This is a genomic window from Anabaena azotica FACHB-119, assembly GCF_014697625.1.
In the GTDB taxonomy this organism is placed as follows: domain Bacteria; phylum Cyanobacteriota; class Cyanobacteriia; order Cyanobacteriales; family Nostocaceae; genus Trichormus; species Trichormus azoticus_A.
In genome coordinates, this window is record NZ_JACJSG010000037.1 from 11153 (window position 1) to 38133 (window position 26981).

Genomic DNA, 26981 nt, shown 5'->3' on the forward strand with positions numbered 1-26981 from the left:
TAGGGTGGGCATTGCCCACCATATCATAGCTTTGGTGGGCAATGCCCACCCTACGTATATTTCAAAAATCAAGTATCAGTCCTATATCGAAATTTAGTTGATATTTTAAAAGTGAATTAATGGCAGAAATTTCATGATATCTGTCACAGTTTTTAAGGTTTTTAACTCTGGTATATCTGGTTGGATTTTTTCGGCGATCGCTAATTTTGGTTCAGCTTGTCTTGGTTGAAAATCGTATAAATAAACGAAGGCTAAATAAATCCATACATAAGGATTTTGGCTATCATATTTAGTTAATTCTGTGAGATTTTTAATTAACTCATCAACTTGACGTTGCAAAAGTTGCGACAGCACCAAAGTATAGCGCCAATTCAAATTATTTGGCTCTTGTTGTAAGCGGTAATTAGCAGCTAACTCAATCTGTTTTAAATAATCTTGAGTCGGGTCATATTGATTAAAATTAGCTACTTGTGTAAATATATTATCTAATTTGCCATTTCGTAATTCTACGCCTAACTGCGACATTCGCGAAACTAAATCTAACGCGGGTGCTTTTTCTACTGTTCCTTGATTAGTTACATCTACGGTGATATTGGCAACATTTAAAGCTGTTACCTTACCATTATTTCTATTTAGATATAGTGCTGAGAGTTGATATTTTCCTAATGGTAAATCCTGGGGAATAAATATACTCAGATTTTCTGTTACCTCAAAGGTTTCTTGGGGATGACATTTCAGACCACAGTATAAGTTACCTAGTGCGATCGCATGGTCATGATAAAATGATGATTGCTGATTTTGCCATTTTAATAGTAATAGTCCATTTTGCAATTCATCCCAGGAACCAGTCACTTGATAAGTAATTGGATTATCTTTATCAACTACCAACTGGTTAGAAGTTATAACTTTTTTTAAGGTAACTGGAGCAGCATTATTATCCAACTTCTCCACAACTACAGCCGGATTTATTCTATGATACAACCTTAACTTATCTCCTGAAGGTAATTGCCATTCTCCCTGCAATTTTAAATCTGTTGAAGACTCAATTAAAGACTTAAATTTTCTTTTAGTCTCTCCCCTTTCTCCGGCTTCATCAGGCTCATTATCTCTAGTAACATACCAGGAAAAATTATCTAAATCTTGCTCTACCTCAGATAACTTCGTAGTTAATTTTCGACTATATACTCGGAAGTCAGCCAATGTGCCAAAATAATCTAAAGTGAATTGATTAACTTGCGGCGTAGACACAGGAACTACTCCTAAAGTTGCCCTTAAATATGGGTCAGTTTGGGTAATTCTCTCTATCAGTTGCGTCAGTGGATATCTTTTACCTTCATCATTAGGAAAACGCTTAATTGTTCCCCATCCTTGGGTTATGGGTAAGGGAAATATACTATTGATTAAAACTATAACACTTAATCCTATAGTCGTTATCCTAACTTGATCAAATAATTTATTATCAATTAAATTAAAGCAGTACGACAGAACCAAACTAAATATGGGAAAAAAAGGTAATATGAATCTAATATCCTTGTTCGTGCCAAGGGAACAAATTATATAGCTACTTACTAAAAATATAACTAACCAATTTAAACCAGAATCATTCCACCTATCTTTAATAGCCAACTTTTTCTTAAATAAATAAATTAATAAAATTCCTATAGTTACAAATAGTATAGGAAAGCCCACACTTTCTGATATCATCTGGGGATAAGCTAACCATCCCGCAATAGTTGTTGCAGGGGGATCACCCTCTCTTTTACCTACTTGATTAGCATTTAATGCAGAAGTAATAATCGTTAACCAATTTAAACTGTACCAAAAACCACAAACTAACCAAGCTAAAGTTAAAGATAAGCCTGACTGAATTAGTTTAAAATATTTACGCCTGATAACAAAACCAATTAATGTTAAAATACTTGGGACTAATATAAAAATAAAGCCTGTAGGTTTAGCTAACATTACTAATCCTATACCTACACCCAAAGCCAAGGTGAGTATCCATGAAAAGAAGCCACTATATCTATCTTTCCAAATTGTTAAAATTGTGAAAGTTAATGTGACAATTGCCGCTAAACCATAATCTAATAAATAATCTGTTCGCGTTACTCCCAATATGGGAAATAACAAGCAAAACAAACTAGCTGTGAGGCTAATTTTCCGGTTATTGAATAGATAGATGCCTAGATGGTAGACAGAAAATATAATTATTGCCGTGTATAGTGAGTTAACCAAGCTGGCTTGGTGGTAACTTTTGGCAAATAATAAAAAAGGTACAGTACAAATATAAACGAAAGGAGCGCGATAGCTGGGAGTTAACTGCCAAAGCGATAACCACCAATCACCAGAAAAGAGATTAAAATCTTGAAAAATGCGGTAGTGTTGTAATGCTGTGGTTAAGTGTGCGCTTTGGTCATAGGCGGGAATTGATTCGTCTAAAAAAAACCAAATTCCGTCAATAACTAATGTTGCCAGAAAAAATACCAGCAGTATGATATGGTCTCTTTGAATTTTACGGTCATCAAAATAATTCATATTTAAAACAAAATATTAGCATAACTAACTGTTTTGATAGTTGGCTTCTGATCTGCCATGAAAATCAGGAAAAAGTATCATAAAATACAGAATATTGTCATGATGAGCCTATGTTAGGTTAGGCGATCGCTCTTTTCAAACACCTCAGCATATACTGAGATGATATAGTCATTAATTTCTTGTTAAAATATGCTACTTTCCAACTTTTGAGTGCCTATACTGATTATGGCATTCTTGAGCAGGCAGACAATTGTAACTACAAATACTAATTTTATGTAATTTTTTACCAAATAATTATGTTTTTTCTGTAAAAATAGCTGCTATCCCCGCTCCTTGAGAACCACATTTTGAGTACTAGCATTTATAATATGAACTAATTTCAGTAAATATACTGTAACTAACTATATTGAGTTTTTATATTAATAAGGTAGTGACCTTCATTAAATTGAGGGTTAAAGTAGTACCTATCAAGCTGCATCAACAACTTGAGTTATTTTTAATACTTAAGAATTTAATTATTGAGTTACAGATAAGATTCTGTACTCAATAATCAATTTCCCCTAGTTATTCAAAAGGTAATAGATTAACTAGTCCAAGCTTCTTTTTAATGAGAAACTATACTCAAGTAACTGTCGTCTACCTGCTTAAGGAGAAAGGAGAATATTTTTATTGAACAGCCAGAAATTAATTTTTTCTTAAAAATGGTACTTAGCAGTAGAATATTTGATATTAGCAAACTAACTTCTGTATCGCTAATATTTTCAATAGATAAAATAGGATAAACCCAATATATAACTACCTAATTTTTGATAAAAACTTATGCTACACCATTATTGATAGATAATAAAATACTAATATTATGAAGAAAGTTTTAACCTTTAGTAATATTATTAGTTAGAAAATATAATAACTTTGCTTTACTGATTAAACAGACATCAATGATAAAAATGTAAGCTCTGCACTGTGGAGAAAGATTATTTGAGATTAAATTATCGTAATCGCTAAATAGTCCACTACTCTCCAACCGTAAATTTCATAACTTTGAGTTATAACCCTATCGAACAAGTCTGAGGATAGGTCTAAATCATGTTAATCGCTTGAAAAATTCTGAGGATTAACAGAATTTAGCTGAATATCTTAAATTTTCATGAAAAATGTCAACAAAATTACCATCATCACTGTGACTGATGATTTTACCCTTGAAGGAGCTATGAAGTGGAAAACAATAAGTCGTTTCTGTGGCCACAAGGAATATTATTTGCATTGTTAGCTATTAGTGCTAGTTTGAGTGTTGGTGTGATGATGTTGCTCAGACCAAATTCTTCCGATGCTCAGAATAGAAAAAGTATAAATAATATAACTACAATTAGTACAGCAGCTAAAGCCGGAACTAGCCAGCGAATTGAGAAATTAAAATCGATGATGGTGACTAGTTTGCAAGAACAAGCAAGAAGCAAAGGCTTGTCTGATAATGTTCCGCCACGTTTTCAAGGAGCGACTATCAAATCAGCAAAAGTTAACCCATCTCAAAGAGTCATTGCATTAACTTTTGATGATGGCCCTTGGCCTGAAAGCACTGCACAAGTATTAGATATTCTTAAACAAAATAATATTAAAGCGACATTTTTTGTAGTCGGGCAGAATGTCAAAAATTACCCAGATTTATTAAGGAGAGTGGTTGCTGAAGGACATACAGTGGGCAACCATACTTGGCATCATTGGTATCATTTTATGAATCCTCAAGTAGCAGCTTATGAAGTTGCTAATACAACAGATATTATCTACAAGGTGACTGGTGTGAAAACCGATTTATTTCGTCCACCTGGAGGGATGATGAATAATGGGTTAGTTGCCTATGCTAGAAGTAATAAATATGCCGTGATTATGTGGTCATCTGACTCGGCAGACTATTCGCGTCCCGGTGTCCCAAGATTAATTAATAATGTATTAAGACCAGCAAAACCAGGTGGAATTGTACTTATGCACGATGGCGGGGGAAACCGTTCTCAAACTGTAAAAGCTTTACCAGAAATTATTAGCAGATTTCGCAAGCAAGGCTACAGTTTTGTCACCATTCCTGAGCTTTTGGAAATACAAGATAAAAATGAGAGATTAGCTGCTAATAAAAAGTAGGGTGGGTAGTGCATTGCCAAAATTAGGAGACTATGCCATAGATTTTGGATAAAATTAACCGCCGATAAAGAGGATGAACGCCGATAAAAATGATTTTAGATTTTCGCTAATTTCCTAAATTTTTTGTAGGATGGGCATCTTGCCCTTCCTAGATTATGAGTCAATACAGTTCCGTTAAGACTAAATTGACATTCTGATTTATCGGCGTTTCTTCCTTCGGTTCCCAACGGGTACGGCGTTTATCGGCGGTTAATTATTCCTGAGAAATCCCTTAACGTGAGTTCGACCAGCGTTGTTTTGACCTCACCCCCAACCCCTCTCCTACAAGGAGAGGGGAGTAAGAGGGTGATTTTTTTGTTTCTCCTCCCTCTCCTCGTAGGAGAGGGAGGTTGGGAGGGTGAGGTTCATCGAACTCACGTTAAAAAAAGACGCGAGATATCGCGTCTTTTTTTACTATTAGCGTTGTATTAGTCATCAGCCATTATCAAATGACCAATGACTAATGACTAAACCGAACTCAAATGCTTCTCTACTACCGCTTGAGGGTTAGCCTCTGGACTTTCCGCCTCGGAAGGTGGTACTAACTGCCAGAATTTGGGCAAGTATTCCTGCCAATTTTGCAAGATGAGTTTAGCTTTGGCTGAACCTGTACGTTCTGCGTGGGCTTTAATTAGGTCTTGCAGTTGTTTCTCTCCGGCGGCGGTTAGCACTCGTTGAATTTTGACAGTTTCGCGGTTGACTAATTCCGGGAATGAACCGTCTTCATCCAAGAAGTAGGCTAGTCCACCAGTCATCCCCGCCGCTACGTTGCGTCCAACTCTACCCAGAACGATAATTACGCCGCCTGTCATGTACTCGCAGCAATGATCCCCTGCGCCTTCAATTACCGCTACACCTTTGGAGTTGCGGACAGCAAAGCGTTCTCCGCCTAAACCATTGGCATACAACACGCCACCAGTAGCACCGTAAAGGCAGGTGTTACCGACGATGACGTTTTGCGCGGGGTCGTAGGTAGCATCAGCAGGTGGTTTGATGATAATTTCGCCACCGTGCATTCCTTTACCTACGTAGTCGTTGGCTTCTCCTACCAGGGTGAGGATAATTCCGGGGAGGTTGAATGCGCCAAAGCTTTGACCGACGCTTCCTGTGAAGTTGAGGTTAATTTGTCCCTCAAAACCACTGTCGCCATATTGAGATGCGATCGCTCCCGCTAGTCTTGCGCCCAATGTTCTGTCAGTATTGACTATAGGTAGGGTCTTGGTGACTGTTGACTGGTTGCGAATAGCGGCTTGAATTTCCGCATCCGCCAGCAATTGGTCATCTACAACCGGGCCGTTGCTGTGAACTTCTTCATGCAGCAACCAACTACGATTTTCTCTCGTATCTGGTAGCTGAACTAAGCAGTTAAGGTTGAGAGATTGGGTTTTGGTCAGATGTGCGTCCTTTCTGGTGGTGAGGATGTCAGCGCGACCAATTACTTCCGATAAAGAACGATAGCCGAGTTTTGCTAACAAACCGCGTACTTCTTCCGCAATGAAGTAGAAGAAATTCACAACGTGTTCGGGGATACCCGTAAACCGCTTACGTAGTTCTTCTTTTTGGGAAGCTACACCCACAGGACAGTTATTGGTGTGGCAGATACGCGCCATAATACAGCCTTCCGCAATCATGGCGATGGAACCGAAGCCAAATTCCTCTGCACCCATCAACGCCCCAATTAACACGTCCCAGCCACTCTTCAGACCGCCATCTACCCGTAAAACCACGCGATCGCGTAAACTATTTTCCATCAACACCCGATGCACTTCACTTAAACCTAGTTCCCAAGGTGAACCAGCGTGTTTAATTGATGATAGGGGTGATGCACCTGTACCGCCGTCATGTCCAGAAATTTGGATAATATCCGCGTTGGCTTTAGCCACACCAGCCGCAATTGTCCCAATACCAACTTCCGCCACCAACTTCACCGATACTTGGGCTTTGGGGTTGATTTGGTGCAGGTCAAAAATCAACTGTGCGAGGTCTTCAATTGAATAGATATCGTGGTGGGGTGGGGGGGAAATCAAGGTCACACCGGGCTTAGACCGCCGCAACATGGCGATGTATTGGCTAACTTTCGGCCCTGGTAGTTGTCCGCCTTCCCCTGGTTTTGCACCTTGGGCGATTTTGATTTCGATTTGTTTGGCGCTGGCTAAATACCCTGGTGTTACACCAAAGCGTCCTGATGCTACTTGCTTGATGGCGCTAGCAGCTGTGTCACCATTGCGTAAACCCCGCAAATGAGGCAGAGTTGCTGAATGTCCAGATGCGTCCACATCATCCAATACTTGGTAACGCACTGGGTCTTCCCCACCTTCCCCAGAGTTAGATTTACCGCCTATCCGGTTCATGGCGATCGCCAAAACTTCATGGGCTTCCCGTGACAACGCCCCCAAGGACATTCCCCCAGTACAGAAGCGCTTGACAATATCGCTAACTGATTCTACTTCTTCTACAGGGATGGGTGAGCGATCGCTTTGGAAGTCTAGCAAGTCCCGCAGCGCCGTAACTGGTCTACCTTGCAAATACTGCTTGTAGACTTCGTAATGGTCGTACTTCTTCCCATCTACCGCTTCATGCAGCGCCTTGGCTAGTTTGGGGTTGTTCATGTGGTACTCGCCTGTCGGACGGTAGTTGACAAACCCCAAGTTTTCTAACTTGTTGGTAGATAGTTCTGGGAAAGCCTTGCTGTGAATTGAAAGTACCTCTTGGGCTAACTCCCGCACACTTAAACCACCGATGCGGGAAGCTGTACCTTGGAATCCCAATTCCAATAAATCACCACCGATACCGATGGCTTCAAATATCTGCGCTGCTTGGTAACTGGAAAGTAGAGAAATCCCCATTTTGGAGAGGATTTTCAACAACCCAGATTCTACAGCCTTGCGATAGTTAGCGATCGCCCCTTCTAAAGAAATGCTGGCTATTTTACCTCGTTCCATGAACTGTTGCGTTGCGGGGTCAGACCACCAAGCCCGCACAGTATCCAAAGTCATGTAAGGACATACAGCATCTGCACCATAGCCAATTAAACAACCAAAATGGTGTGTACTCCAGCATTGGGCAGTATCGACAATTAAGGATGTCTTCGTTCTCAGTCCTTCACGAATTAGGTGGTGATGGACTGCACCCACAGCCAACAAGGGCGGAATATAACTATATTCTGTACCGATACCTTCGCCAGCTTCATCACTGAGGATGAGAATTTTCGCCCCAGCGCGGACTGACTCAGCCGCTTGCTGTTCTAAAGCTTGCACTGCCGATTTTAGACCATCTGGGCCGTTGGCGATGGCAAACAGCGTTGACAACTCCGCCGTAGCAAACCCCGACAGCTTAATTGTTGCCAACTCTGCTTCTGTCAAGACTGGTGATTCTAACTTCAGCCTCTTAGCATATTCTGGCTTCGGTTCCAATAAGTTACCTTTCTCACCCAACTCCACCTTCAAAGACATCACCAGTTTTTCCCGTAACGGGTCAATGGCTGGGTTGGTGACTTGGGCGAAACGCTGCTTGAAATAGTCATACAGCAAGTGGGGCTTATTTGACAGCACCGCTAAAGGAATATCATCACCCATACAGAAAGTAGGTTCTGATCCGGTGCTAGCCATTGGTTGGATAATCATTTCCACATCTTCTGTGGTGTAGCCAAAAGCCAATTGCTGACGCAGTAAGTTTTCTCTATCAATTTCCTTACTAGCTACATAATGACCGTTACCATTTCCATTCCCATTCACAGAACTAGTAGTTGGCTTCAGTTCTTGACGGTACTTTTGCAGCCATTCCCCATAAGGATATTGCTTGGCGATGCGCTGTTTAATTTGCCAATTCTTAAGAATTTCATGATTGACTAAATCCACAGCAATCATTTGTCCGGGGCCGAGTCTACCCTTCTCCACAATACTTGCTTCGGGGAAATCCACTACCCCAGCTTCCGAAGCCACCACAATATAGTCATCTTTCGTAATGACATAACGTGCTGGTCTTAAGCCGTTACGGTCTAATGTTGCGCCTACTGTTTTCCCATCACCAAATACTAACAGTGCCGGGCCGTCCCAAGCTTCCTGCAAACCACTGTAATATTCGTAAAAATCCACAATCTCTGGATAATTCTGCAAAGATGGTTGATTTTTATAAGCCTCTGGAACCATAATCATCAAAGCTTCCAAGGGGCTGCGTCCAGAATGTACCAACAATTCCAGAACGTTATCTAAAGTCGCCGAGTCACTATTACCTTGCAGCACTAATGGCTTGAGTTCATCAAAGCGACCATCCCAGACTGGATGACTCAAGTTAGCTTCTCTCGCCATCATCCAGTTAATATTGCCCAGCAGGGTGTTAATTTCCCCGTTATGACCCAATAGCCGCATGGGTTGGGCTAAAGGCCACTTGGGCATAGTGTTGGTACTAAAGCGGCGGTGATAAACTGCAAACGCACTCTTATAGGCGGGATTTTGTAAGTCTTGATAAAACTCTCCCAAAACCGCAGAACGCACCATCCCCTTATAAACAATTGTGCGACTGGACAAAGAACAAATGTAAAATTCTTCGGAAATGTTCTTTACCGCCTTGAATAGACGTTTACGAGTAATAAACAACTGCCTTTCTAGGGCATCACCACTGCTATGGCCTCCTAGAATAACTTGCTCAATTCTGGGTTGATTTTCTTTAGCTTGTACCCCTAATAATTCAGGCTGTACAGGAACTTCTCGCCAGCCTAGTACAGTGAAGTTTTCTTCAGTAACAATTTGCTCAAAAACGTATTTAGCTTTTTGCGCTACCTGTAAATCCTGTGGGAGAAATACCATCCCCACAGCTATATTATTACTAGACAAAAAGTCTATCTGTCCTTGGGTATAATCTTGTTGTAATAACTCCCAAGGAATCGCCGTTAATATACCAGCACCATCACCGGAATCTTGGTCGGCGCTACAACCACCCCGATGTTCTAGACAAGTCAAAGCACCTAAAGCTTTAGCGACAATTTCATGGCTGGCTTGATTTTGACGATGAGCTATAAAACCTACACCACAGGCATCCCGTTCTTCTACTAACCACTTTGGCCCTTGGTAGGTGTCCCCTGAATTTAAATTAGCTGTGAATTTTTGGTCTTGATTCATCGGTTTATCAGTCATAGAGCCTGTTCCTGAGATCGTTTAGTCACGTTCGTGCCTGTTTGTGAGAAAAATTTCTAAATTTCGTCTAGCACGAATATAGAAATCAGCGAAATTTAGAGAAAAAAAATTTTAACTTCGGCTTTTTTTCTTGGCGACGTTAAAATGTCTGCTTTATGTTTTATGTGTTTATTCTATGGAAGACAAAATATCTGTGCCTTGACAGTCCTCATTTTTATATCGTGTAACTGCATATTTTTTCAATTTATGTGTTTTGAGTTGCCAGAACAAAACACAGTTTTGGATACCACCAACGGCATCCTATATTTCCACTTTACTGTTCTTCGACTAGAAACAATCCTGATTTATTAGCAAAATCAGCGTAGTACACTACATACCCCTTTGGCAATTCCTAAGTATTTTGATGGTTGTGAGATTTTTTGCTGTTGCCACTAAACGTCTCCACTGTTTAACCCTCACCAAGTAGCAACAGCAGGAACAATGTATCAGGATTTAATATCTTATCCAAATATAATAACTAAAACTACTATTTCTAGTTTTGTCCTAACTAGTGCTAGTTAAAGCATTTAGTTACAGTGGTTTTAGCGGCAAAATTTTAGCTAGTCATCTATAAGAGATAAAGAGCCACTATACATAGTATCACATTAATTACAACATTTCTTATCTATATTTCAAGATTTCCACACAATTAGCCAATCAGCTCGTTGGGTGATAGGTTTCAAAAGTACCTGTGTAGCTCATGTTCAGAATGAAAAATTATTGCCGAGAAAAAAATCAAAATATTGCTACTAAACCATTAGAAGGTAAATTCTTACAGTCGATTGTGTCACCGATAACCGTAATATCACTATGTTTGTCTGCAACCTGTGCTGCTAACGCCCAACAACAGGTAAAGCTGGGACAAGTAAATACACAGCGTCCCCCATCGCCTGCATCAGTCAGATTATCTTCTGGTAGCCAAATATTCCTCAACGGTCGGAACGTATCAGGAGCTTGGTTGCAACAACCAAGAGGCGCAAATCAAATAACAACATTCATCAGTGATGGCGCAATGCGGCAATTAATTGGTGTAGACCTATTAAGCAGCAGTAACCCCGCAAGCCAACCAATATTATGGTATTCTCCTACTACCCAACCCTTGGGTTTAACAACTAGACTCCAAGGTGGCTATCGTTATCTCGATATTACAAATTTTGCCCGCACAGCAGGATGGCAAATTCAAACCCAAGGTAATACTTTAGCGATCGCCACCCCCAGAGCGCAAGTAAGCAACATCCGCCAAAGTCAGCAACCTGCAACGCGCATTGTAGTGGACTTAGACCGCCCCACCCCTTGGCAAGTCAGACAAGGACAACCAATTCGACCCCCAGCCGACCCCAACATCCCAGATGCCAAACCCCCAGCCGCAACTTACAGAGAATGGACAATAGTTCTCGATGGCATAGCCGACCCCAGTTTAATTCAACGCTACACACCTTTACCAGTAACACCGCCATCCATAACAGAACCAAATCAACTCAAACAATTACCAACACCGGAACCATTTATACAGCAAGTACAGGTAGTAAATAATCAAACCCTAATTCGGCTTAACGTTCCCTTAGCTTTATCGCCCAAAGTTACCACCATTAATAATCCTCATCGCCTAGTTATCGATTTACGTCCCGACCCCTTAGAAGCGCGTGATATCACCTGGGCAAAAGGCATACGTTGGCGACAGCAATATGTCAATTTAGCTACAAACCGTTTTCCTGTAGTGCTGCTAGAAATTAATCCCCGGACGGTGGGACTGACCTTAAAACCAATTATCACCAACCAAGACACCTTAGTAGGTACAGCCCCTATCCTGCAAACAGCCCAAAGCTACCTTGCCGTAGGGGCAATTAACGGCGGATATTTCAACCGCAATAACCGCTATCCCTTGGGTGCAATTCGCCAAAATAATCAATGGCTATCTAGCCCAATTTTAAATCGAGGTGCGATCGCCTGGAATAATGCCGGACAATTTTACTTTGGTCGCCTCAGCTTACAAGAGACATTAGTCACATCTAATTTGCGCTCTCCAATATTATTTCTCAACAGTGGCTATGTCCAAAGCGGTATCGCCCGTTATACCCCAGACTGGGGGCAAACTTACACACCCTTAACCGACAACGAAAGCATTCTCCTAGTTCAGAACAACAAAATTACTAATCAGTTTGCCGGAGGTAAAGCCGGACAAACAAACTTTCCCATTCCAGCAAATGGCTATTTACTTACAATACGTGGAAATGGAGGAGCGATCGCCTCACAACTACCCATCGGTACTAATGTCCAAATTACCAGTAGCACCATTCCCGTTGATTTTAACCGTTACCCCAACATTATAGGAGCCGGGCCACTGTTAATTCAAAATAACCAAATCGTCCTTGATGCCGCAAGCGAAAAGTTCAGTAAAGCCTTCATCGCCGAAAGAGCCGTCCGCAGTGGCATTTGTACAACCGCCAATAATACCTTATTAATCGCCGCCATACATAACCGCGCAAGCGGCCCAGGCCCCACCCTAGCAGAACACGCCCAACTCATGAAACTTCTAGGCTGTGTCAACGCCCTCAACCTAGACGGCGGTAGCTCAACCAGCCTCTACCTAAGTGGACAACTCATAGACCGCTATCCCAACACCGCCGCCCGCGTCCACAACGGCATCGGCATTTTTCTTCAACCCAAATAGAAAACAGGTGACAGGTGATAGGTGACAGGTGACAGGTGACAGGTGATAGGTCACAGGTCACAGGTGACAGGTCACTGGTGACAGTTGATAAAGCAAAGACTTCTCCCTTTCCCCTTTCCCCTTTTCCCTTTCCCCTTTCCCCTTTCCCAGTCCCCAATTTAAAGCTGAGAATAAGCCTTCATCCCAGTTGATGAAGAGTTTGTATAAACCCAGAGTTTCAACAGATATTCTCCACCCCAGCCGATATGACTTTGTTATGTTTAGCAAGGTGCGAATAAAATTGCTAAATTCACGGTTGTAAAATTGCCCCAAATTTTCCATCAATTGTTCAGCGTAATAACGGTTTGTTTTGTCTCCAAAAGAGGTAACTATGGCTCAAACACAAGAAACCACAACAAAAACCAACACCTTGCCCCTGCCTACAACCATCAATAACCGTAGTGTTGCTGCAACTGAACTGCGTCCTTGGGGTTCTTTTACAGTCTTGGAAGAAGGACGCGGATACAAAATTAAACGTATCGAAGTTAAACCCGGACACCGCCTCAGCCTCCAAATGCACCATCATCGCAGCGAACACTGGATAGTCGTTTCCGGTACAGCCAGAGTAGTTTGTGGTGAAAAAGAAATCTTATTAGGTAATAACCAATCTACCTATGTACCCCAATGTACTGCTCATCGCCTAGAAAATCCTGGCGTAATTCCCTTAGTATTAATTGAAGTACAAAACGGTGAATACTTGGGTGAAGACGATATTATCCGCTACCAAGATGATTACGCTCGTACAGGCAATTAAAATTTTTCTCAGTGGTCAGTAGTCAGTGGTCAGTGGCTTTGGATATGTAAAACCCACCATCAGCCAGCTTCAAAAACAACTGACTTCCAAAATGTAACAACTTTCTCTCTGTGCCTCTGTGTCTCTGTGGTGAACATAAACCCAGAGGTACGGAGGCACAGATAATTAATATTCAATTTTTCTGCTCTCATCCGCTAATATCAGCAACCCATCTGTAATACTGAAAGATGGTGTCTTCACTTGCCCAAACGAGTTATGATTCATCTGAGCCAAGCCGCAGCTAGTGAAATCAATCGCTTAAAGTCCAAACAACAGCCAAAAGCCTTGTTTAGAATCACCGTCAAACCAGGTGGCTGTTCCGATTGGTTTTATGATATGTCCTTTGATGAGAAAATCCAACAAGGCGATCGCATCTTTGACGAGCATAACGTCCAAGTCGTTATCGATAACGCCAGCTATAATTATATTAATGGTTTAGTCATAGATTATTCAGAAGATTTGATGGGTGGGGCGTTTCGTTTCCAAAACCCCCAAGCAGTTGCCACCTGTGGTTGTGGAAATTCTTTCTCTACCACTAGACCATCTGCTATTTAATAATTAATATGGAAGTTTGACATAAAACCACAAAAAAAGATATAATCAGGATTTGTTAAAACTTAGACCTACAAGCAGCTTCACGCGCTGTGACTCATGCCAACAATACAGCAATTAATTCGTACTGAACGCGAGAAAGCGCGTCAGAAAACCAAGTCCCCAGCTCTAAAGCAATGCCCTCAGCGCCGAGGAGTTTGTACAAGAGTATACACGACCACTCCCAAAAAGCCCAACTCAGCCCTACGCAAAGTAGCACGGGTGAGATTGACTTCAGGATTTGAAGTAACAGCTTACATCCCAGGAATTGGTCACAACTTACAAGAACACTCAGTTGTTATGATTCGTGGCGGTCGGGTGAAAGACTTACCAGGTGTAAGATATCACATCATCCGAGGTACATTAGATACAGCCGGAGTGAAAGACCGTAAGCAAGGACGTTCCAAATACGGAACCAAACGTCCTAAAGAAGCGAAAAAATAAATTAAGCGATTAATCGTGCTTGATGCGGTTATTCGCTTCAACAAAAGCGCCTAATTCAAGCAAAAGTATCAATGCTTGTTCTGAAACAGTGATTAATTCACAGAATAAATAATCTGTTTTAGAAAATTGGCTCAAGCTTCTACCGCCAACCTACACTCAGCGAGCAAGTGTAGGCACAATCAACAAAACACTACATATAGAAAGAGTCGAGAAAGCAGGGGAGCAGTGGTTCTCCTTTGGAGACGCTAGCGCGAACGACTGCGCGGTAATCGAGTTTCGACTACGCTCAACTACCGCGAAGTCGAGATTCACCAACCGGGAGCAGAGGAGCAGAGGAAGAAATTCTTACTGACCACTGACCACTGACCACTGACCACTTTTTCAAATCAGCCAAAATGCTCAATTCTGAGCTGCGTTAGCGCTCAGAGATTACGCTGTCTGATAGCATATAATTTCGTTGCCAAGTCCGAATTAAGGGTAAAGTATGTCTCGTCGTGGTGTTATTCAAAGGCGGCCAATACCGCCTGACTCTGTATATAACAGTCGGTTGGTGAGTATGATCATCCGCCGAATTATGCGTCATGGGAAAAAATCACTAGCTGCACGCATCGTTTATGATGCGATGAAAACAATTGAAGAGCGCACTGGTAATAATGCTCTAGAAGTGTTTGAAAGAGCAGTCAGAAACGCAACACCTCTAGTTGAGGTGAAAGCTCGCCGTGTTGGTGGTGCAACCTACCAAGTGCCAATGGAAGTACGTTCAGACCGGGGTACTACCCTCGCACTGCGTTGGCTGGTACAATTTTCTAGGAGCAGACCCGGACGGACAATGGCCAGCCGATTAGCTAATGAGTTACTTGATGCTGCCAATGAAACAGGGAATGCTATCCGCAAACGGGAAGAAACGCACCGGATGGCGGAAGCAAACAAAGCATTTGCCCATTATCGTTACTAAGTACAAAAGCGGTATATCGTGCATTTAATAACGGTATATCGCGGAATTACCAAACAAAAGTCGGTTTTTTCTAAAAGTATAGAATCTTAACAAAGAGTAATATACAAGATATCATGAGGCAAAAACTATAGGAGGCTATTGTGGCACGTACTAACCCGCTAGAGAAAGTACGCAATATAGGTATTGCGGCGCACATAGATGCGGGCAAAACCACGACTACAGAGAGAATATTATTTTACTCTGGGATTATTCATAAAATTGGTGAAGTTCACGAAGGAACTGCTGTTACCGACTGGATGGAACAAGAACGCGAACGTGGTATTACCATCACTGCGGCTGCTATTAGTACCAGTTGGAAAGATCACCAAATTAACATTATCGATACTCCAGGTCACGTAGACTTCACAATTGAAGTAGAACGCTCGATGCGGGTGTTGGATGGTGTAATCGCGGTATTTTGCTCCGTAGGTGGCGTACAACCCCAATCAGAGACAGTGTGGCGGCAAGCAGACCGTTACAAAGTGCCTCGAATTGCCTTCATCAACAAAATGGATCGCACAGGCGCGAACTTCTACAGAGTTCACGAGCAAATGCGCGATCGCCTGCGGGCCAATGCCATTGCCATTCAGTTGCCCATCGGTAGCGAAAACGACTTTCAAGGCATTGTAGACTTGGTACGTAAACGGGCGTATATTTATACCAACGACCAAGGTACAGATATCCAAGAAACGGATATCCCGGCAGATATGCAGGATAAAACCGAAGAGTACTACACCAAGCTCATAGAAGCAGTTGCCGAAACTGACGACGACTTGATGAACAAGTACTTCGAGGGTGAAGCACTGACAGAAGCAGAAATTCGTACTGCCCTGCGTCAAGGTACAATTGCCGGCAGTATCGTACCCGTACTTTGTGGCTCCGCCTTTAAGAACAAAGGTGTGCAATTAATGTTAGATGCAGTTGTAGATTACCTACCTGCACCGACAGAAGTACCCCCCATTCAAGGCACACTTGCCAATGGTGAAACCGTAGAGCGCCGGGCTGATGATGACGAACCCCTAGCGGCTTTGGCATTCAAGATTATGGCTGACCCCTACGGTCGCCTCACCTTCGTTCGTGTTTATTCGGGCGTTCTCAAAAAAGGTAGTTACGTCTTAAATGCTACCAAAAACAAGAAAGAACGGATTTCTCGTCTAGTAATCTTAAAAGCAGATGAGCGACAAGACGTAGAAGAACTACGAGCAGGTGATTTGGGTGCTGCACTGGGATTAAAGGAAACTTTGACAGGTGACACCATCACTGATGAAGGCGCACCAGTAATTTTGGAATCCCTATTTATTCCAGAGCCTGTGATCTCGGTAGCGGTTGAACCCAAAACCAAGAACGACATGGACAAATTGTCCAAAGCACTGCAATCTCTTTCAGAGGAAGACCCAACCTTCCGCGTCAACGTTGACCCGGAAACCAACCAAACAGTAATTGCCGGGATGGGAGAACTCCACCTGGAAATTCTGGTAGACCGGATGTTACGCGAATTTAAAGTGGAAGCGAACGTAGGTGCGCCACAGGTAGCTTACCGCGAAACCATTCGTAAACCAGTCACCAACGTTGAAGGCAAGTTCATCCGTCAAAGTGGTGGTAAAGGTCAATATGGTCACGTTGTGATCAATTTGGAACCAGGAGAACCCGGTAGCGGCTTTGAGTTCGTATCTAAGATTGTCGGTGGTGTAGTACCCAAAGAGTACATCGGCCCCGCAGAACAAGGGATGAAAGAAAGCTGTGAATCAGGGATTTTAGCTGGCTATCCGCTAATTGACGTGAAAGCAACGCTAATTCATGGTTCTTACCACGATGTAGACTCTTCGGAAATGGCTTTCAAAATTGCTGGCTCAATGGCAATGAAAGAAGCCGTACTCAAAGCTTCACCAGTGTTGTTAGAACCTGTGATGAAAGTTGAGGTGGAAGTTCCTGAAGACTTTATCGGGAACGTCATTGGCGACCTCATCGCCCGCAGAGGGCAGATTGAAAGCCAAAGCACTGAACAGGGACTCGCTAAAGTGGCATCAAAAGTTCCACTGGCGACCATGTTTGGCTACGCCACAGATATCCGGTCAAAAACCCAAGGTCGCGGTATCTTTACGATGGAATTCAGCCACTACGATGAAGTACCTCGCAGCGTAGCTGAAACTATCATCGCCAAAAGCAAAGGGAACGCTTAATTAATAAAGGAAACGAGGATTCATGGCACGCCAAAAGTTTGAAAGAACTAAACCCCACGTAAACATCGGTACAATTGGCCACGTTGACCACGGTAAAACAACCTTAACAGCAGCTATTACCATGACCTTAGCTGCTCTAGGTAAAGCTGTAGCTAGAGCCTACGACCAAATCGACAACGCACCTGAAGAAAAGGCGCGTGGTATTACCATCAACACCGCTCACGTTGAATACGAAACCGATAAGCGTCACTATGCTCACGTAGACTGTCCAGGTCACGCTGACTATGTGAAGAACATGATCACTGGTGCGGCACAAATGGACGGCGCAATTCTCGTAGTTGCGGCTACAGATGGCCCTATGCCCCAAACCCGTGAACACATCCTATTAGCTAAACAGGTAGGTGTTCCTCGTCTGGTAGTCTTCCTCAACAAAGAAGACATGATGGAAGACGAAGAACTACTAGAGTTGGTAGAACTAGAACTCAGAGAACTGTTGACTGAGTACGACTTCGATGGCGATGAAATCCCCATCGTCAGAGGTTCTGGCTTACAAGCTCTGGAAGCAATGACCGCTAATCCTAAGACCCAACGTGGCGAAAATCCTTGGGTAGATAAAATCTACTCATTGATGGATGCTGTAGATTCTTACATCCCCGATCCAGAACGCGACGTAGACAAGCCCTTCTTGATGGCGGTAGAAGACGTATTCTCTATTACTGGTCGTGGTACAGTAGCTACCGGCCGGATTGAGCGCGGTAAGGTGAAAGTAGGTGACGTTATAGAAATCGTGGGTATCAGAGACACCCGCAACAGCACCGTTACCGGGATTGAAATGTTCAAGAAGAGTCTTGAAGAAGGTATGGCTGGGGACAACGCTGGTGTACTCCTGCGTGGTATCCAAAAGACCGATATTGAACGTGGTATGGTGTTAGCCAAGCCCGGTTCTATCACCCCTCACACTCAATTTGAAGGTGAAGTTTACGTTCTCACCGAGAAAGAAGGTGGTCGGAAAACCCCCTTCTTCCCAGGCTACCGTCCTCAATTCTACGTGCGGACAACAGATGTAACCGGCACTATCACAGCTTTCACCTCAGACGAAGGTGCGGCGGCGGAAATGGTAATGCCAGGCGATCGCATCAAAATGACCGTAGAATTGATCAACCCGATCGCGATTGAGCAAGGTATGCGCTTCGCTATTCGTGAAGGTGGTCGCACCATCGGTGCTGGTGTCGTTTCTAAAATCCTCAAGTAGCACCTTTTAAACCATAACTAAGAGCAGAGACGCTAAATGCTTCTCTGCTCTTTTATCTGAACATTAGGGACTGGGGACTGGGGACTGGGTATTAGGAAGAAATAGCAGGTATCAGCAAACATTTTTGTGTAACTCCTGCTTTCCCAATCCCCAATACCCAATCCCTAATCCCCAATCCCCAATCCCCAATCCCCCAAACTCAGAACCTGGAAAATTTAAGATGGCAACTCTACAGCAGCAGAAGATTAGAATACGTTTACAAGCTTTTGACCGTCGTTTATTAGATACATCTTGCGAGAAGATTGTTGATACAGCCAACCGGACTAACGCTACAGCCATAGGCCCGATTCCTCTACCGACAAAACGGAAAATCTACTGCGTGCTGCGATCGCCACACGTAGACAAAGATTCCCGCGAACACTTTGAAACACGTACCCATCGCCGGATTATCGATATCTACCAACCCTCGTCCAAAACCATCGATGCGCTGATGAAACTAGATTTACCCTCTGGTGTGGACATTGAAGTGAAATTGTAATTTAGTCTATAGTCCACAGTCCATAGTCTATATCTGTAGGTTTCTACTGTTGACTAATGACTGTTGACTAATGACTAATGACAACTGACAACTGACACTAGTAGAAATCTTGACTTGGCCCGGAAGAAATTTCTTTCAGGGCTTTTTATTTACCTAAGAACAAGTGATAGAATGTAAAGAAAATACGGGAAAAGCAGAGAAAAAAGAAATTTTAAAGATTAAATTTATACTCAGGTAAAAATGACATCTTCTTCTAGAATTGCCGTCCGCGAACTACCTCTGTTCCCGTTACCCGAAGTAGTTCTGTTTCCCACAAGACCATTACCCCTGCATATTTTTGAGTTTCGCTACCGAATCATGATGAACACGATTTTGTCAAGCGATCGCAGGTTCGGGGTGTTGATGGTTGACCCAGTAAAAGGTACAATTGCCAATGTAGGCTGCTGTGCAGAAATTATTCACTACCAGCGCCTACCAGATGACCGGATGAAAATGTTGACTCTGGGACAACAGAGATTTCGGGTTTTAGAATATGTGCGAGAAAAACCCTACCGTGTCGGTCTGGTGGAATGGTTAGAAGACCAACCCCCAACAAAAGATTTACGTCCTCTAGCAACTGATGTAGAACAGTTACTGCGGGATGTTGTTCGGCTTTCCGCAAAAATCACCGAACAAAATATAGAGATTCCCGAAGAACTGCCAGATTTACCCACAGAATTATCATACTGGGTAGCCAGTAACTTATATGGAGTGGCAGGAGAGCAGCAATCACTGCTGGAAATGCAAGATACCGCCGCTCGCCTAGAAAGAGAAGCAGAAATTCTGACTACTACTCGTAATCATTTAGCAGCTCGTTCTGTTTTGAAAGATACTTTTAATACGAAGTGATATGTTGCTGGGGGTGAAGCAGAGTAACATCATGATCGCTGATTTACAGCCTCATATCTCATCCCTAGCCTTTACTCCCTACTGAAAGTACACTATAGCTACCAAAAATTTTTATAACTTCTGTGTAGGCAGTTAATTCTCCCAGGGCAGTTTTCATATTTGGTGTACTGACATCAGATTCTAGATCAACAAAGAATAAATATTCACCAAGCGATCGCTTTGTTGGTCGTGACTCGATGCGACTCAGGTTAATACCTAACTGAGCAAATATCTGTAGTGGTTTGAGTAACGCTCCGGGTACGTTAGCTGGCACAGTAAAAGCAATAGAAGTGTGGGTAGGATTTTGTGCAGGTAGTTGATGAATGATATCAGCTTCCGCCTGACTGACTACCCAAAAGCGAGTACAGTTTTCTGGGTAGTCATTGATATTACGGGCTAGTATGGGTAAATTGTAGAGTTCTGCGGCTCTACTAGAAGCGATCGCGGCTATTGTTAAATCATCCTCTAATTTTTGTAGAGCTTCAGTTGTAGAATTAATGGGAATCAGTTGGACATTGGGCAGAAAAGCTCCTAGCCATCCTTGACACTGAGCCAAAGCTTGGGGATGAGAATAAACAGTTTTGATTTCATCTAAACTAGCGGCACAAGAAATCAAAGTATGAGCAATTGGTAAGACTAAAGCTGAATGAATTTGTAAGCTGTCTAACTGCCATAAGGTGTCCATCGTCATAGTGACGCTACCTTCAATTGAGTTTTCAACAGGCACAACAGCTAACTGTGTTTTCCCAGTCGCTAGGGCTTGCAAGGATTGGGCTATGCTGGGATATGGGCATAACATAGCTTCAGTTCCTGTGGTTTGGGTTAGCCAGTTAACATACAAAACAGTAGCTTGTTCTGCATAAGTTCCAGGCGGCCCTAAATGAGCAATAGATAGAGACATGGCTTTTTAACCTCATTTATCTGTGAGATTCATCGACTATACCGCAGGCAAACCTCGCCTTGCGAAAACAGTACCTTGGTTTAACTAATTAATTCGACTTTAAACTGTTGTTTTACTCAAGACAATGGTAAAGTTTGTAACTGTATTCTCCAGCAGTTCTACCATATTGTTTATCCTGCACACATTGCTGAGATTCCAAATTGATAGGAGTGCGGAACTCAACCAACCACACATCTAGAGGTCGTTGGCTTTTGGCTATTTTGTCCTGTAATTCTTGCACAGAATGATTGTACTCTTGACTGTCTGAATCTTTACCCGCCAGGAAAAACTGGACATTAAAGTTTGGTTGCTTTTGAAATTCCCAAGCTAACCCCATCATTCTGCCAGTCTGCCCATGATGTATATGTTTGGTGGCAATTAACACATTATTAACAGAAACTCTTTGGATAAGTGAGGCGAGGATATCTGGACGTTGGTTTTGGAGATAGCCAAGATTCCCATCTACAGTTAGCCCTCCCAAGAGTGCCATTGACAAAATTATACTTACGGTAATTTTCCCTTGCACAAGATATTGCCAACAGCCTGCTAATGCAGCCCCTAAAAGTAAAATTATTGCTGGTGCATAAATATATTGAAACCGGGCGGCTAAAGTTAAATCTTTACCTAAACCATAAGTGAAAAATAAACATAAACAAACAGCTGCTAGAAGATACTCGGATAAAATTTGAATGCTTAAACTATTATCATAAAACTCTTGTTGCCTTTTCAGCCCGTAAATAAATTTAGGCAAACTCCACAATAAGAATAGTAAAGTTGCTCCAGCAGAAATGATAATAATAGCTGTAGGTAAGATTGTGAATGCTGAAGGTAGAAGCAACAGCATACTAATATTCCACAGCAGTAATCGCCCTATTGGTTCTACCCATCTGGTATGAGGATTACTCATAGCAACCCAGTCTGTTAGGTCACTACTGGGAATAGTTTGTAGGAATGGTATCCAAACAAGGCCGCCGATTAATGTACCCAAGACAGCTAGCCAGATGCGCCACAAGTGGGTTTGTCTAGAGTTTGGCTTACGGTTGCGCCAAATGTGGGCGAATAATACTAATGCTTGAGCAGTTAGAGTTAAGCCGAAAAAATAATGCGTTGCTATCCCTAAACTATTGATGGCTATCCAAGCTAATACCGTCCACATAGGCAGAGATTGCTGACGGTGGATCGATTGAATAGCTTTGACACAACAACATAAAGAAGCAATTACCAGTAACATTGCCAAAGTGTAATGTCTGGCTTCCCTACCTAGAAAAACAATGTAGGGAGAAACTGCCATCATTGCAGCTGCCATCTGCCCGACTAATTTAGAACGGAAGGTGAGATAACCGAAGCAAAACATGGCGGGAATTGATAATACACCAAACAAGGCACTAAGCGATCGCGCCAGCCCAATTGAGGCTATTTCCCCTGTTGGTGAAAACAGTTTCATCCAGAAATGAGCCAAAGCAAAATATACAGGAGGATGGGTACTCTCGGTTAACAGTTCTTGGATGACGTTATTGATTCCATTTGCAGGGTTAACTTGTAGCGGCTGTAATAGTACACCAGAACTAATAATTTCATTAAGTGGGACGATGCGGAAACTATTCCCCAGACTAAAAACCATCGTCGCGCACTCATCAGTCCAAGGCGGCAAAGCAGCTAGGCGCAAAAATCGTAAGACAATAGCGATCGCTAGCCATAACAGCAGCAGTAATAAGTGAGGACGGTTTTTTATGACTGATGTGGTTAACATTCTCCGACTCTTAATTTTTCACTCACTGCGTCACCCCCATAAGTTACATTTTGTACACAGAAATAGTCTTTTCCATCGTTAATATCTGCACTGCAAAAACTTATGGTATAAAAATCTGTGTAATTTAATTTATACTTTATAAGTCTAAAGATAGCGATCGCACTTTTTCCCAGTATACAGAGAATAAAATAATAAATAAAAGTATATTTTAAACATAAGTATGATTTATTTTGCAATTGCTTTCGGCAAATAAATTATAAATATAATAAATTAATTAATATATATAAATATAAAAGAATTGATTTTTGTAAATCATGCTTACCAAGTTTACTGCCTCCCTATCAGTAGAAATTGCTGTACCAGAGCAACCTATTCCTATTCAACACTACTTGCGTCAACCCCAACGGCTAGTTAATGCTTTAGTTGACCAAAAACGCATTCGGCAGCTTTCAGAAGAGGTATTTCGTTTAAAGATGCGTCCTTTATCTTTTATGTCGTTAAGTATTCAACCTACTGTAGACATGAGAGTTTGGGCAGAATCTAACGGAACAATTTATTTGCGTTCAGTGGGTTGCGAAATTCTTGGTTTTGAGTATATTAACCAGCGCTTCTCTCTAAATTTAAGAGGATATTTATCGCCGTATCAATCAAAAACTGGTACTCGTCTGGAAGGTAAGGCTGATTTAGAGGTACAAGTAGATTTACCTCCGCCTTTTTCTTTAACTCCCAAGCCAATTTTAGAAACTACTGGTAATGGTTTACTCAAGAGTGTCTTATTAACCGTAAAGCAAAGATTGTTGCATCATCTATTAGCTGATTATCGTCAATGGGTAATTTCCCAAACCCAAGAAGAATGTTTCGGTAAGGATGATACTCAATTACCAATTCTCAATACCGACTAGTGTGTTAGTTGTCAGTAGTAAGGGATAGCTGACAACTTTTTTATTTGGTAAATTGTATAAATAATGACAAATTAGCTAATGAAGTTGAGTTTGACAAGGGCGGAAGGACTGACGATGTAAAGGTGAAGCACCGTATTGTTGCAGAGCTAACAGATGCTTTTTACTACCATAACCCTTATTACTTGTTAAATCGTACATGGGATATTTTGCCGCTAGACGCTGTATCAAATCGTCACGCCAAACTTTGGCTACAATACTAGCGGCAGCAATATTGAGCGATCGCTCATCTCCCTTAATAATAGTTTGTTGTGGCATCAGCAGGTTTTTGATTGGCTGATTACCATCCACCAAACAGATTGCAGGCTGTACCTTGAGCTTTTGTACCGCCCGCCTCATCGCTAAGATTGTTGCTTGTAAAATGTTGATTTGGTCAATTTCCGCAGTTGCAGCATAACCAATTCGCCAATCTATCGCCAGTGTGCAAATCTGCTGCGCTAGCTGAACCCTACGAGAGTGAGATAGTTTCTTACTATCTTTAATTTCGGCTGTGATGAGTTGAGAAAAAGCACTAGTAGGCAGTATCACAGCCGCCGCAACTACAGGCCCAAAAAGAGCGCCTCGCCCTACTTCATCTACCCCTGCTATCAACCCTGGAATATTTGATAACTCAGGGGAAAATTCTAGCCAACTAGTTGTTTCTAAGGCTATTGGTAACTGTAGAGTGTAGGCAGTTTGCCCCCTCTTCACCATAATTTTGACTCACACCAATGCAGAACATCTAACAGGTAAGCAATACCAATTTAAAATTCAACAATAAAAGACTTCAGAATCAGAAATATTGCCAATTTTCTTGTAGGAAAGGTCTAACAGCCCTTCCTATATTCCGGGCGGGCTGTTAAGCCCACCCCACAAAATAAACTATTTATTTTTTGGAAGTTTTTCAGAAAACTGAATTTTTTAGGTTTTTTTGACTTTGAATCTATTGTTGAATTTTCAACAATTGGTATTAACTATCATCACCCGCATCTGAGTCAGTCGCAGAGGAACGACGACGACGGCGACGGCTAGCTGTGGTAATACTATTGGTTTCGGAATCTTCAGTAGTTGCTGTCACCTTTATTGGTTCAGTTACCGTTGTTGGCACAAATTTCGGTTCCAGTTTTACTTTTGGTGTCCCAACTTCCATACTGGGTGTGACTGTAGCTACTGGTTCTGGAATAGCTTCATCTGATTCAGTCGCTGTTTGTCCAGGCTGAATAATGTTAATAATCACCGCTTTCGGATTTTTTACTTCCTGCTCTAATTTAATGAGCGGAGAAACTCCCATCAAAGCAAAAATATCTTGCTCTTCTGGAGTCATTTCTACAGTCTTAATTTCCGGTGGTTCTACCACTGGCTTAACCGGCTCGGTTTTGATGACTTTAGTCCGTTCTCCTCTATCAGTCCAACTGGACTTACCCAAGTTAGGTGTAGGTAACTCTGGTGCAGTGCCTAAATCTACATCTGTATCTAAATCTAGGTCTGGCTCACCGATAAAACCTATGGGATTACCATTAATTCTTGGCTCATCTTTGCCATTGGGAGTATTGATACCAATTCGGCTGCGACGAGTACGGGCGCGGCGTTTGTTGTGGTCGTTTAGCTCTTGGTAGCTGGGATGATTAATTAAATTTAAAGAACCCAAGTCAGAGTCATTTTCAAATCCATCACCAAAGCCATCGTAGGTTTCCCGTGGTTCGGTAATGCGTGCAGTCGGTAAACGTGGTTCTCTTGTAGGCAGGGATACAAAGCGTTCTGGTACTTCTACTGGTGCTGGTGTGGGTAAGCGGCTTTCGCTTTCCCCTGGTAAGCGGACGGTATGTCCTAAGCCGCCACAAGCGGGACAGCTATCACCAAACAACTCGTAAATATTTTGACCTTGGCGTTTGCGGGTTAGTTCTACTAAACCTAGTTCTGTGAGTTGGGCAATTTGCGGACGGGCTTTATCTGCACGTAATGCTTTGTTGAAGTGTTCGAGGACTTGTAACTGGTCACGGCGCGATTCCATATCGATGAAATCAACGACTATTACCCCGGCAATATTCCGCAGACGTAGCTGGCGAGCAATTTCTGTGGCGGCTTCGCAGTTTGTCCACAAAACTGTTTCTCTGGCTGTTGCCGATCGCGTGAATGAACCAGAGTTAACATCTATAACAGTGAGTGCTTCTGTTGGTTCAATAATGATATAGCCGCCAGAAGGTAAGTCTACCCTGGGTTTGAGGGCTTCGCGAATTGCTGCATTGATGCGGAAATACTCTAATATGGGAGAGCGATCGCGGTGATGGTCAATTAACAGTCCTTGTGGTGTCTGTCCACCACTCCAGTTTTGGAGATACTGCTTGACTCGCTTCAACCCGGTACTAGAATCAACCACAATTCTATTTACATCCGCGCCATACATATCACGTAATACGCGCTGAATAAAGTCATCGTCGCGGTTGAGTAGGGCTGGCGCACGGGTTGACTGTGCCTCTTGCTGAATGGCTTCCCATTGCTTTTGCAGCACTTCCAAATCTTCAATAATGGCTTCTTCTGGTTTGCCTTCTGCTTCTGTCCGCACCAACAAACCCATACCCGCAGGCTTAATTAAAATTGCCAAAGCCCGTAAGCGGTTCCGCTCACTTTCACTTTTAATTCGCCGTGATAAATTTACACCCCTACCATAGGGCATTAATACCACATAACGTCCGGGCATAGTGATATTACCTGTAAGCCTGGGGCCTTTTGTTCCCGTTGGCTCTTTCATCACCTGCACCAACACTTTTTGTTGTGGTGCTAACAACTCTGTAATTGCTGCGGCTGTCCGCTTGAGCCGTAAAGGGCCTAAGTCCGTTACATGAATAAAACCGTTACGTTCTGGATCACCAATATTCACAAAAGCGGCATCAATACCTGGTAATACGTTTTCTACTGCACCCAAGTAGATGTCACCGATTTGATGATGGCCTGTGGCTACAACGAGTTCTTGTATTTGATCTTCCGAAAATACCGCAGCGATTTGATGCTGCTCCGCGATAATAATTTGTTTTGGCATTCAATTTCC

General features: G+C 42.5%; 18 protein-coding genes. 11 read left to right on the forward strand and 7 right to left on the reverse strand.

The window, feature by feature from the left end; translation table 11 throughout:
* Nucleotides 1–105 precede the first annotated feature (105 nt).
* Nucleotides 106–2535 (reverse strand): hypothetical protein, encoded by a 2430-nt coding sequence (locus H6G83_RS23590; protein WP_190476411.1) that lies wholly within the window; start codon nucleotides 2533–2535, stop codon nucleotides 106–108.
* 1215 nt (nucleotides 2536–3750) lie between these two features.
* Between H6G83_RS23590 and H6G83_RS23595 the strand changes: the two genes are divergently transcribed.
* A complete protein-coding gene (locus H6G83_RS23595) occupies nucleotides 3751–4668 on the forward strand; it encodes a polysaccharide deacetylase family protein (protein ID WP_190476413.1) in 918 nt (305 codons plus the stop codon).
* Between the two features lie 506 nt (nucleotides 4669–5174).
* On the opposite strand, the gene gltB is transcribed toward H6G83_RS23595, so the two are convergent.
* Nucleotides 5175–9839 carry a glutamate synthase large subunit gene (gene gltB / locus H6G83_RS23600; RefSeq protein WP_190476415.1) on the reverse strand — a complete coding sequence of 1555 codons (4665 nt, stop codon included), beginning with the start codon at nucleotides 9837–9839 and terminating at the stop codon, nucleotides 5175–5177.
* Between the two features lie 739 nt (nucleotides 9840–10578).
* Between gltB and H6G83_RS23605 the strand changes: the two genes are divergently transcribed.
* From H6G83_RS23605 to rpsL, 4 genes are all read left to right on the forward strand, one after another.
* Entirely contained in the window at nucleotides 10579–12549 is a 1971-nt protein-coding gene (locus H6G83_RS23605) for a phosphodiester glycosidase family protein (protein WP_190476417.1), read from the forward strand.
* A gap of 370 nt (nucleotides 12550–12919) precedes the next feature.
* The gene (locus tag H6G83_RS23610) at nucleotides 12920–13342 is read left to right on the forward strand and encodes a phosphomannose isomerase type II C-terminal cupin domain (protein WP_190476419.1); all 423 of its coding nucleotides are present in this window, start codon (nucleotides 12920–12922) and stop codon (nucleotides 13340–13342) included.
* 255 nt (nucleotides 13343–13597) lie between these two features.
* Nucleotides 13598–13936, forward strand: a complete 339-nt coding sequence (locus tag H6G83_RS23615) for a HesB/IscA family protein (protein WP_190476421.1) — start codon at nucleotides 13598–13600, stop codon at nucleotides 13934–13936.
* Nucleotides 13937–14032: 96 nt separating this feature from the next.
* Nucleotides 14033–14416, forward strand: a complete 384-nt coding sequence (gene rpsL, locus H6G83_RS23620; protein WP_006196398.1) for a 30S ribosomal protein S12 — start codon at nucleotides 14033–14035, stop codon at nucleotides 14414–14416.
* 9 nt (nucleotides 14417–14425) lie between these two features.
* On the opposite strand, the gene H6G83_RS36045 is transcribed toward rpsL, so the two are convergent.
* Nucleotides 14426–14551: a hypothetical protein gene (locus tag H6G83_RS36045; RefSeq protein ID WP_277876412.1), complete on the reverse strand. Its 126-nt coding sequence runs from the start codon at nucleotides 14549–14551 to the stop codon at nucleotides 14426–14428.
* A gap of 349 nt (nucleotides 14552–14900) precedes the next feature.
* On the opposite strand from H6G83_RS36045, the gene rpsG reads away from it, so the two are divergent.
* The 5 genes from rpsG (at nucleotide 14901) to H6G83_RS23645 (ending at nucleotide 20268) form a co-directional block, all read left to right on the forward strand.
* The gene (gene rpsG / locus H6G83_RS23625; protein WP_190476423.1) at nucleotides 14901–15371 is read left to right on the forward strand and encodes a 30S ribosomal protein S7; all 471 of its coding nucleotides are present in this window, start codon (nucleotides 14901–14903) and stop codon (nucleotides 15369–15371) included.
* A gap of 140 nt (nucleotides 15372–15511) precedes the next feature.
* On the forward strand, nucleotides 15512–17590 hold the full coding sequence (gene fusA / locus H6G83_RS23630) for an elongation factor G (protein ID WP_190476425.1): 2079 nt from the start codon (nucleotides 15512–15514) through the stop codon (nucleotides 17588–17590).
* 22 nt (nucleotides 17591–17612) lie between these two features.
* Complete coding sequence (gene tuf / locus H6G83_RS23635) at nucleotides 17613–18842, forward strand: elongation factor Tu (protein ID WP_190476428.1); 1230 nt, start codon at nucleotides 17613–17615, stop codon at nucleotides 18840–18842.
* Nucleotides 18843–19062: 220 nt separating this feature from the next.
* Nucleotides 19063–19380, forward strand: coding sequence for a 30S ribosomal protein S10 (rpsJ, locus tag H6G83_RS23640; protein ID WP_010998474.1), 318 nt, complete (start codon nucleotides 19063–19065; stop codon nucleotides 19378–19380).
* A 240-nt stretch (nucleotides 19381–19620) separates the two neighbouring features.
* Nucleotides 19621–20268 carry an LON peptidase substrate-binding domain-containing protein gene (locus tag H6G83_RS23645; RefSeq protein WP_190476430.1) on the forward strand — a complete coding sequence of 216 codons (648 nt, stop codon included), beginning with the start codon at nucleotides 19621–19623 and terminating at the stop codon, nucleotides 20266–20268.
* A 64-nt stretch (nucleotides 20269–20332) separates the two neighbouring features.
* On the opposite strand, the gene pheA is transcribed toward H6G83_RS23645, so the two are convergent.
* Entirely contained in the window at nucleotides 20333–21208 is an 876-nt protein-coding gene (gene pheA / locus H6G83_RS23650) for a prephenate dehydratase (protein WP_190476432.1), read from the reverse strand.
* A 112-nt stretch (nucleotides 21209–21320) separates the two neighbouring features.
* Complete coding sequence (locus tag H6G83_RS23655) at nucleotides 21321–22997, reverse strand: glycosyltransferase family 39 protein (protein ID WP_199328567.1); 1677 nt, start codon at nucleotides 22995–22997, stop codon at nucleotides 21321–21323.
* A gap of 314 nt (nucleotides 22998–23311) precedes the next feature.
* Here H6G83_RS23655 and H6G83_RS23660 point away from each other — a divergent pair, with 314 nt between their 5' ends.
* Nucleotides 23312–23899, forward strand: coding sequence for a DUF1997 domain-containing protein (locus H6G83_RS23660; protein ID WP_190476433.1), 588 nt, complete (start codon nucleotides 23312–23314; stop codon nucleotides 23897–23899).
* Between the two features lie 75 nt (nucleotides 23900–23974).
* On the opposite strand, the gene H6G83_RS23665 is transcribed toward H6G83_RS23660, so the two are convergent.
* Nucleotides 23975–24649, reverse strand: coding sequence for a ribonuclease HII (locus tag H6G83_RS23665; RefSeq protein ID WP_190476435.1), 675 nt, complete (start codon nucleotides 24647–24649; stop codon nucleotides 23975–23977).
* A 256-nt stretch (nucleotides 24650–24905) separates the two neighbouring features.
* A complete protein-coding gene (locus H6G83_RS23670) occupies nucleotides 24906–26972 on the reverse strand; it encodes an Rne/Rng family ribonuclease (protein ID WP_190476437.1) in 2067 nt (688 codons plus the stop codon).
* Between the last annotated feature and the right edge of the window lie 9 nt (nucleotides 26973–26981).

Coding starts and splice junctions, on each gene's coding strand:
- tuf (WP_190476428.1), top strand. CDS start 17,613: ATGGCACGCCAAAAGTTTGAAAGAACTAAACCCCACGTAAACATCGGT.
- H6G83_RS23645 (WP_190476430.1), top strand. CDS start 19,621: ATGACATCTTCTTCTAGAATTGCCGTCCGCGAACTACCTCTGTTCCCG.
- H6G83_RS23590 (WP_190476411.1), bottom strand. CDS start 2,535: ATGAATTATTTTGATGACCGTAAAATTCAAAGAGACCATATCATACTG.
- H6G83_RS23660 (WP_190476433.1), top strand. CDS start 23,312: ATGCTTACCAAGTTTACTGCCTCCCTATCAGTAGAAATTGCTGTACCA.
- gltB (WP_190476415.1), bottom strand. CDS start 9,839: ATGACTGATAAACCGATGAATCAAGACCAAAAATTCACAGCTAATTTA.
- H6G83_RS23655 (WP_199328567.1), bottom strand. CDS start 22,997: ATGTTAACCACATCAGTCATAAAAAACCGTCCTCACTTATTACTGCTG.
- H6G83_RS23610 (WP_190476419.1), top strand. CDS start 12,920: ATGGCTCAAACACAAGAAACCACAACAAAAACCAACACCTTGCCCCTG.
- rpsL (WP_006196398.1), top strand. CDS start 14,033: ATGCCAACAATACAGCAATTAATTCGTACTGAACGCGAGAAAGCGCGT.
- H6G83_RS23615 (WP_190476421.1), top strand. CDS start 13,598: ATGATTCATCTGAGCCAAGCCGCAGCTAGTGAAATCAATCGCTTAAAG.
- pheA (WP_190476432.1), bottom strand. CDS start 21,208: ATGTCTCTATCTATTGCTCATTTAGGGCCGCCTGGAACTTATGCAGAA.
- rpsJ (WP_010998474.1), top strand. CDS start 19,063: ATGGCAACTCTACAGCAGCAGAAGATTAGAATACGTTTACAAGCTTTT.
- rpsG (WP_190476423.1), top strand. CDS start 14,901: ATGTCTCGTCGTGGTGTTATTCAAAGGCGGCCAATACCGCCTGACTCT.
- H6G83_RS23670 (WP_190476437.1), bottom strand. CDS start 26,972: ATGCCAAAACAAATTATTATCGCGGAGCAGCATCAAATCGCTGCGGTA.
- H6G83_RS23665 (WP_190476435.1), bottom strand. CDS start 24,649: ATGGTGAAGAGGGGGCAAACTGCCTACACTCTACAGTTACCAATAGCC.
- H6G83_RS23605 (WP_190476417.1), top strand. CDS start 10,579: ATGTTCAGAATGAAAAATTATTGCCGAGAAAAAAATCAAAATATTGCT.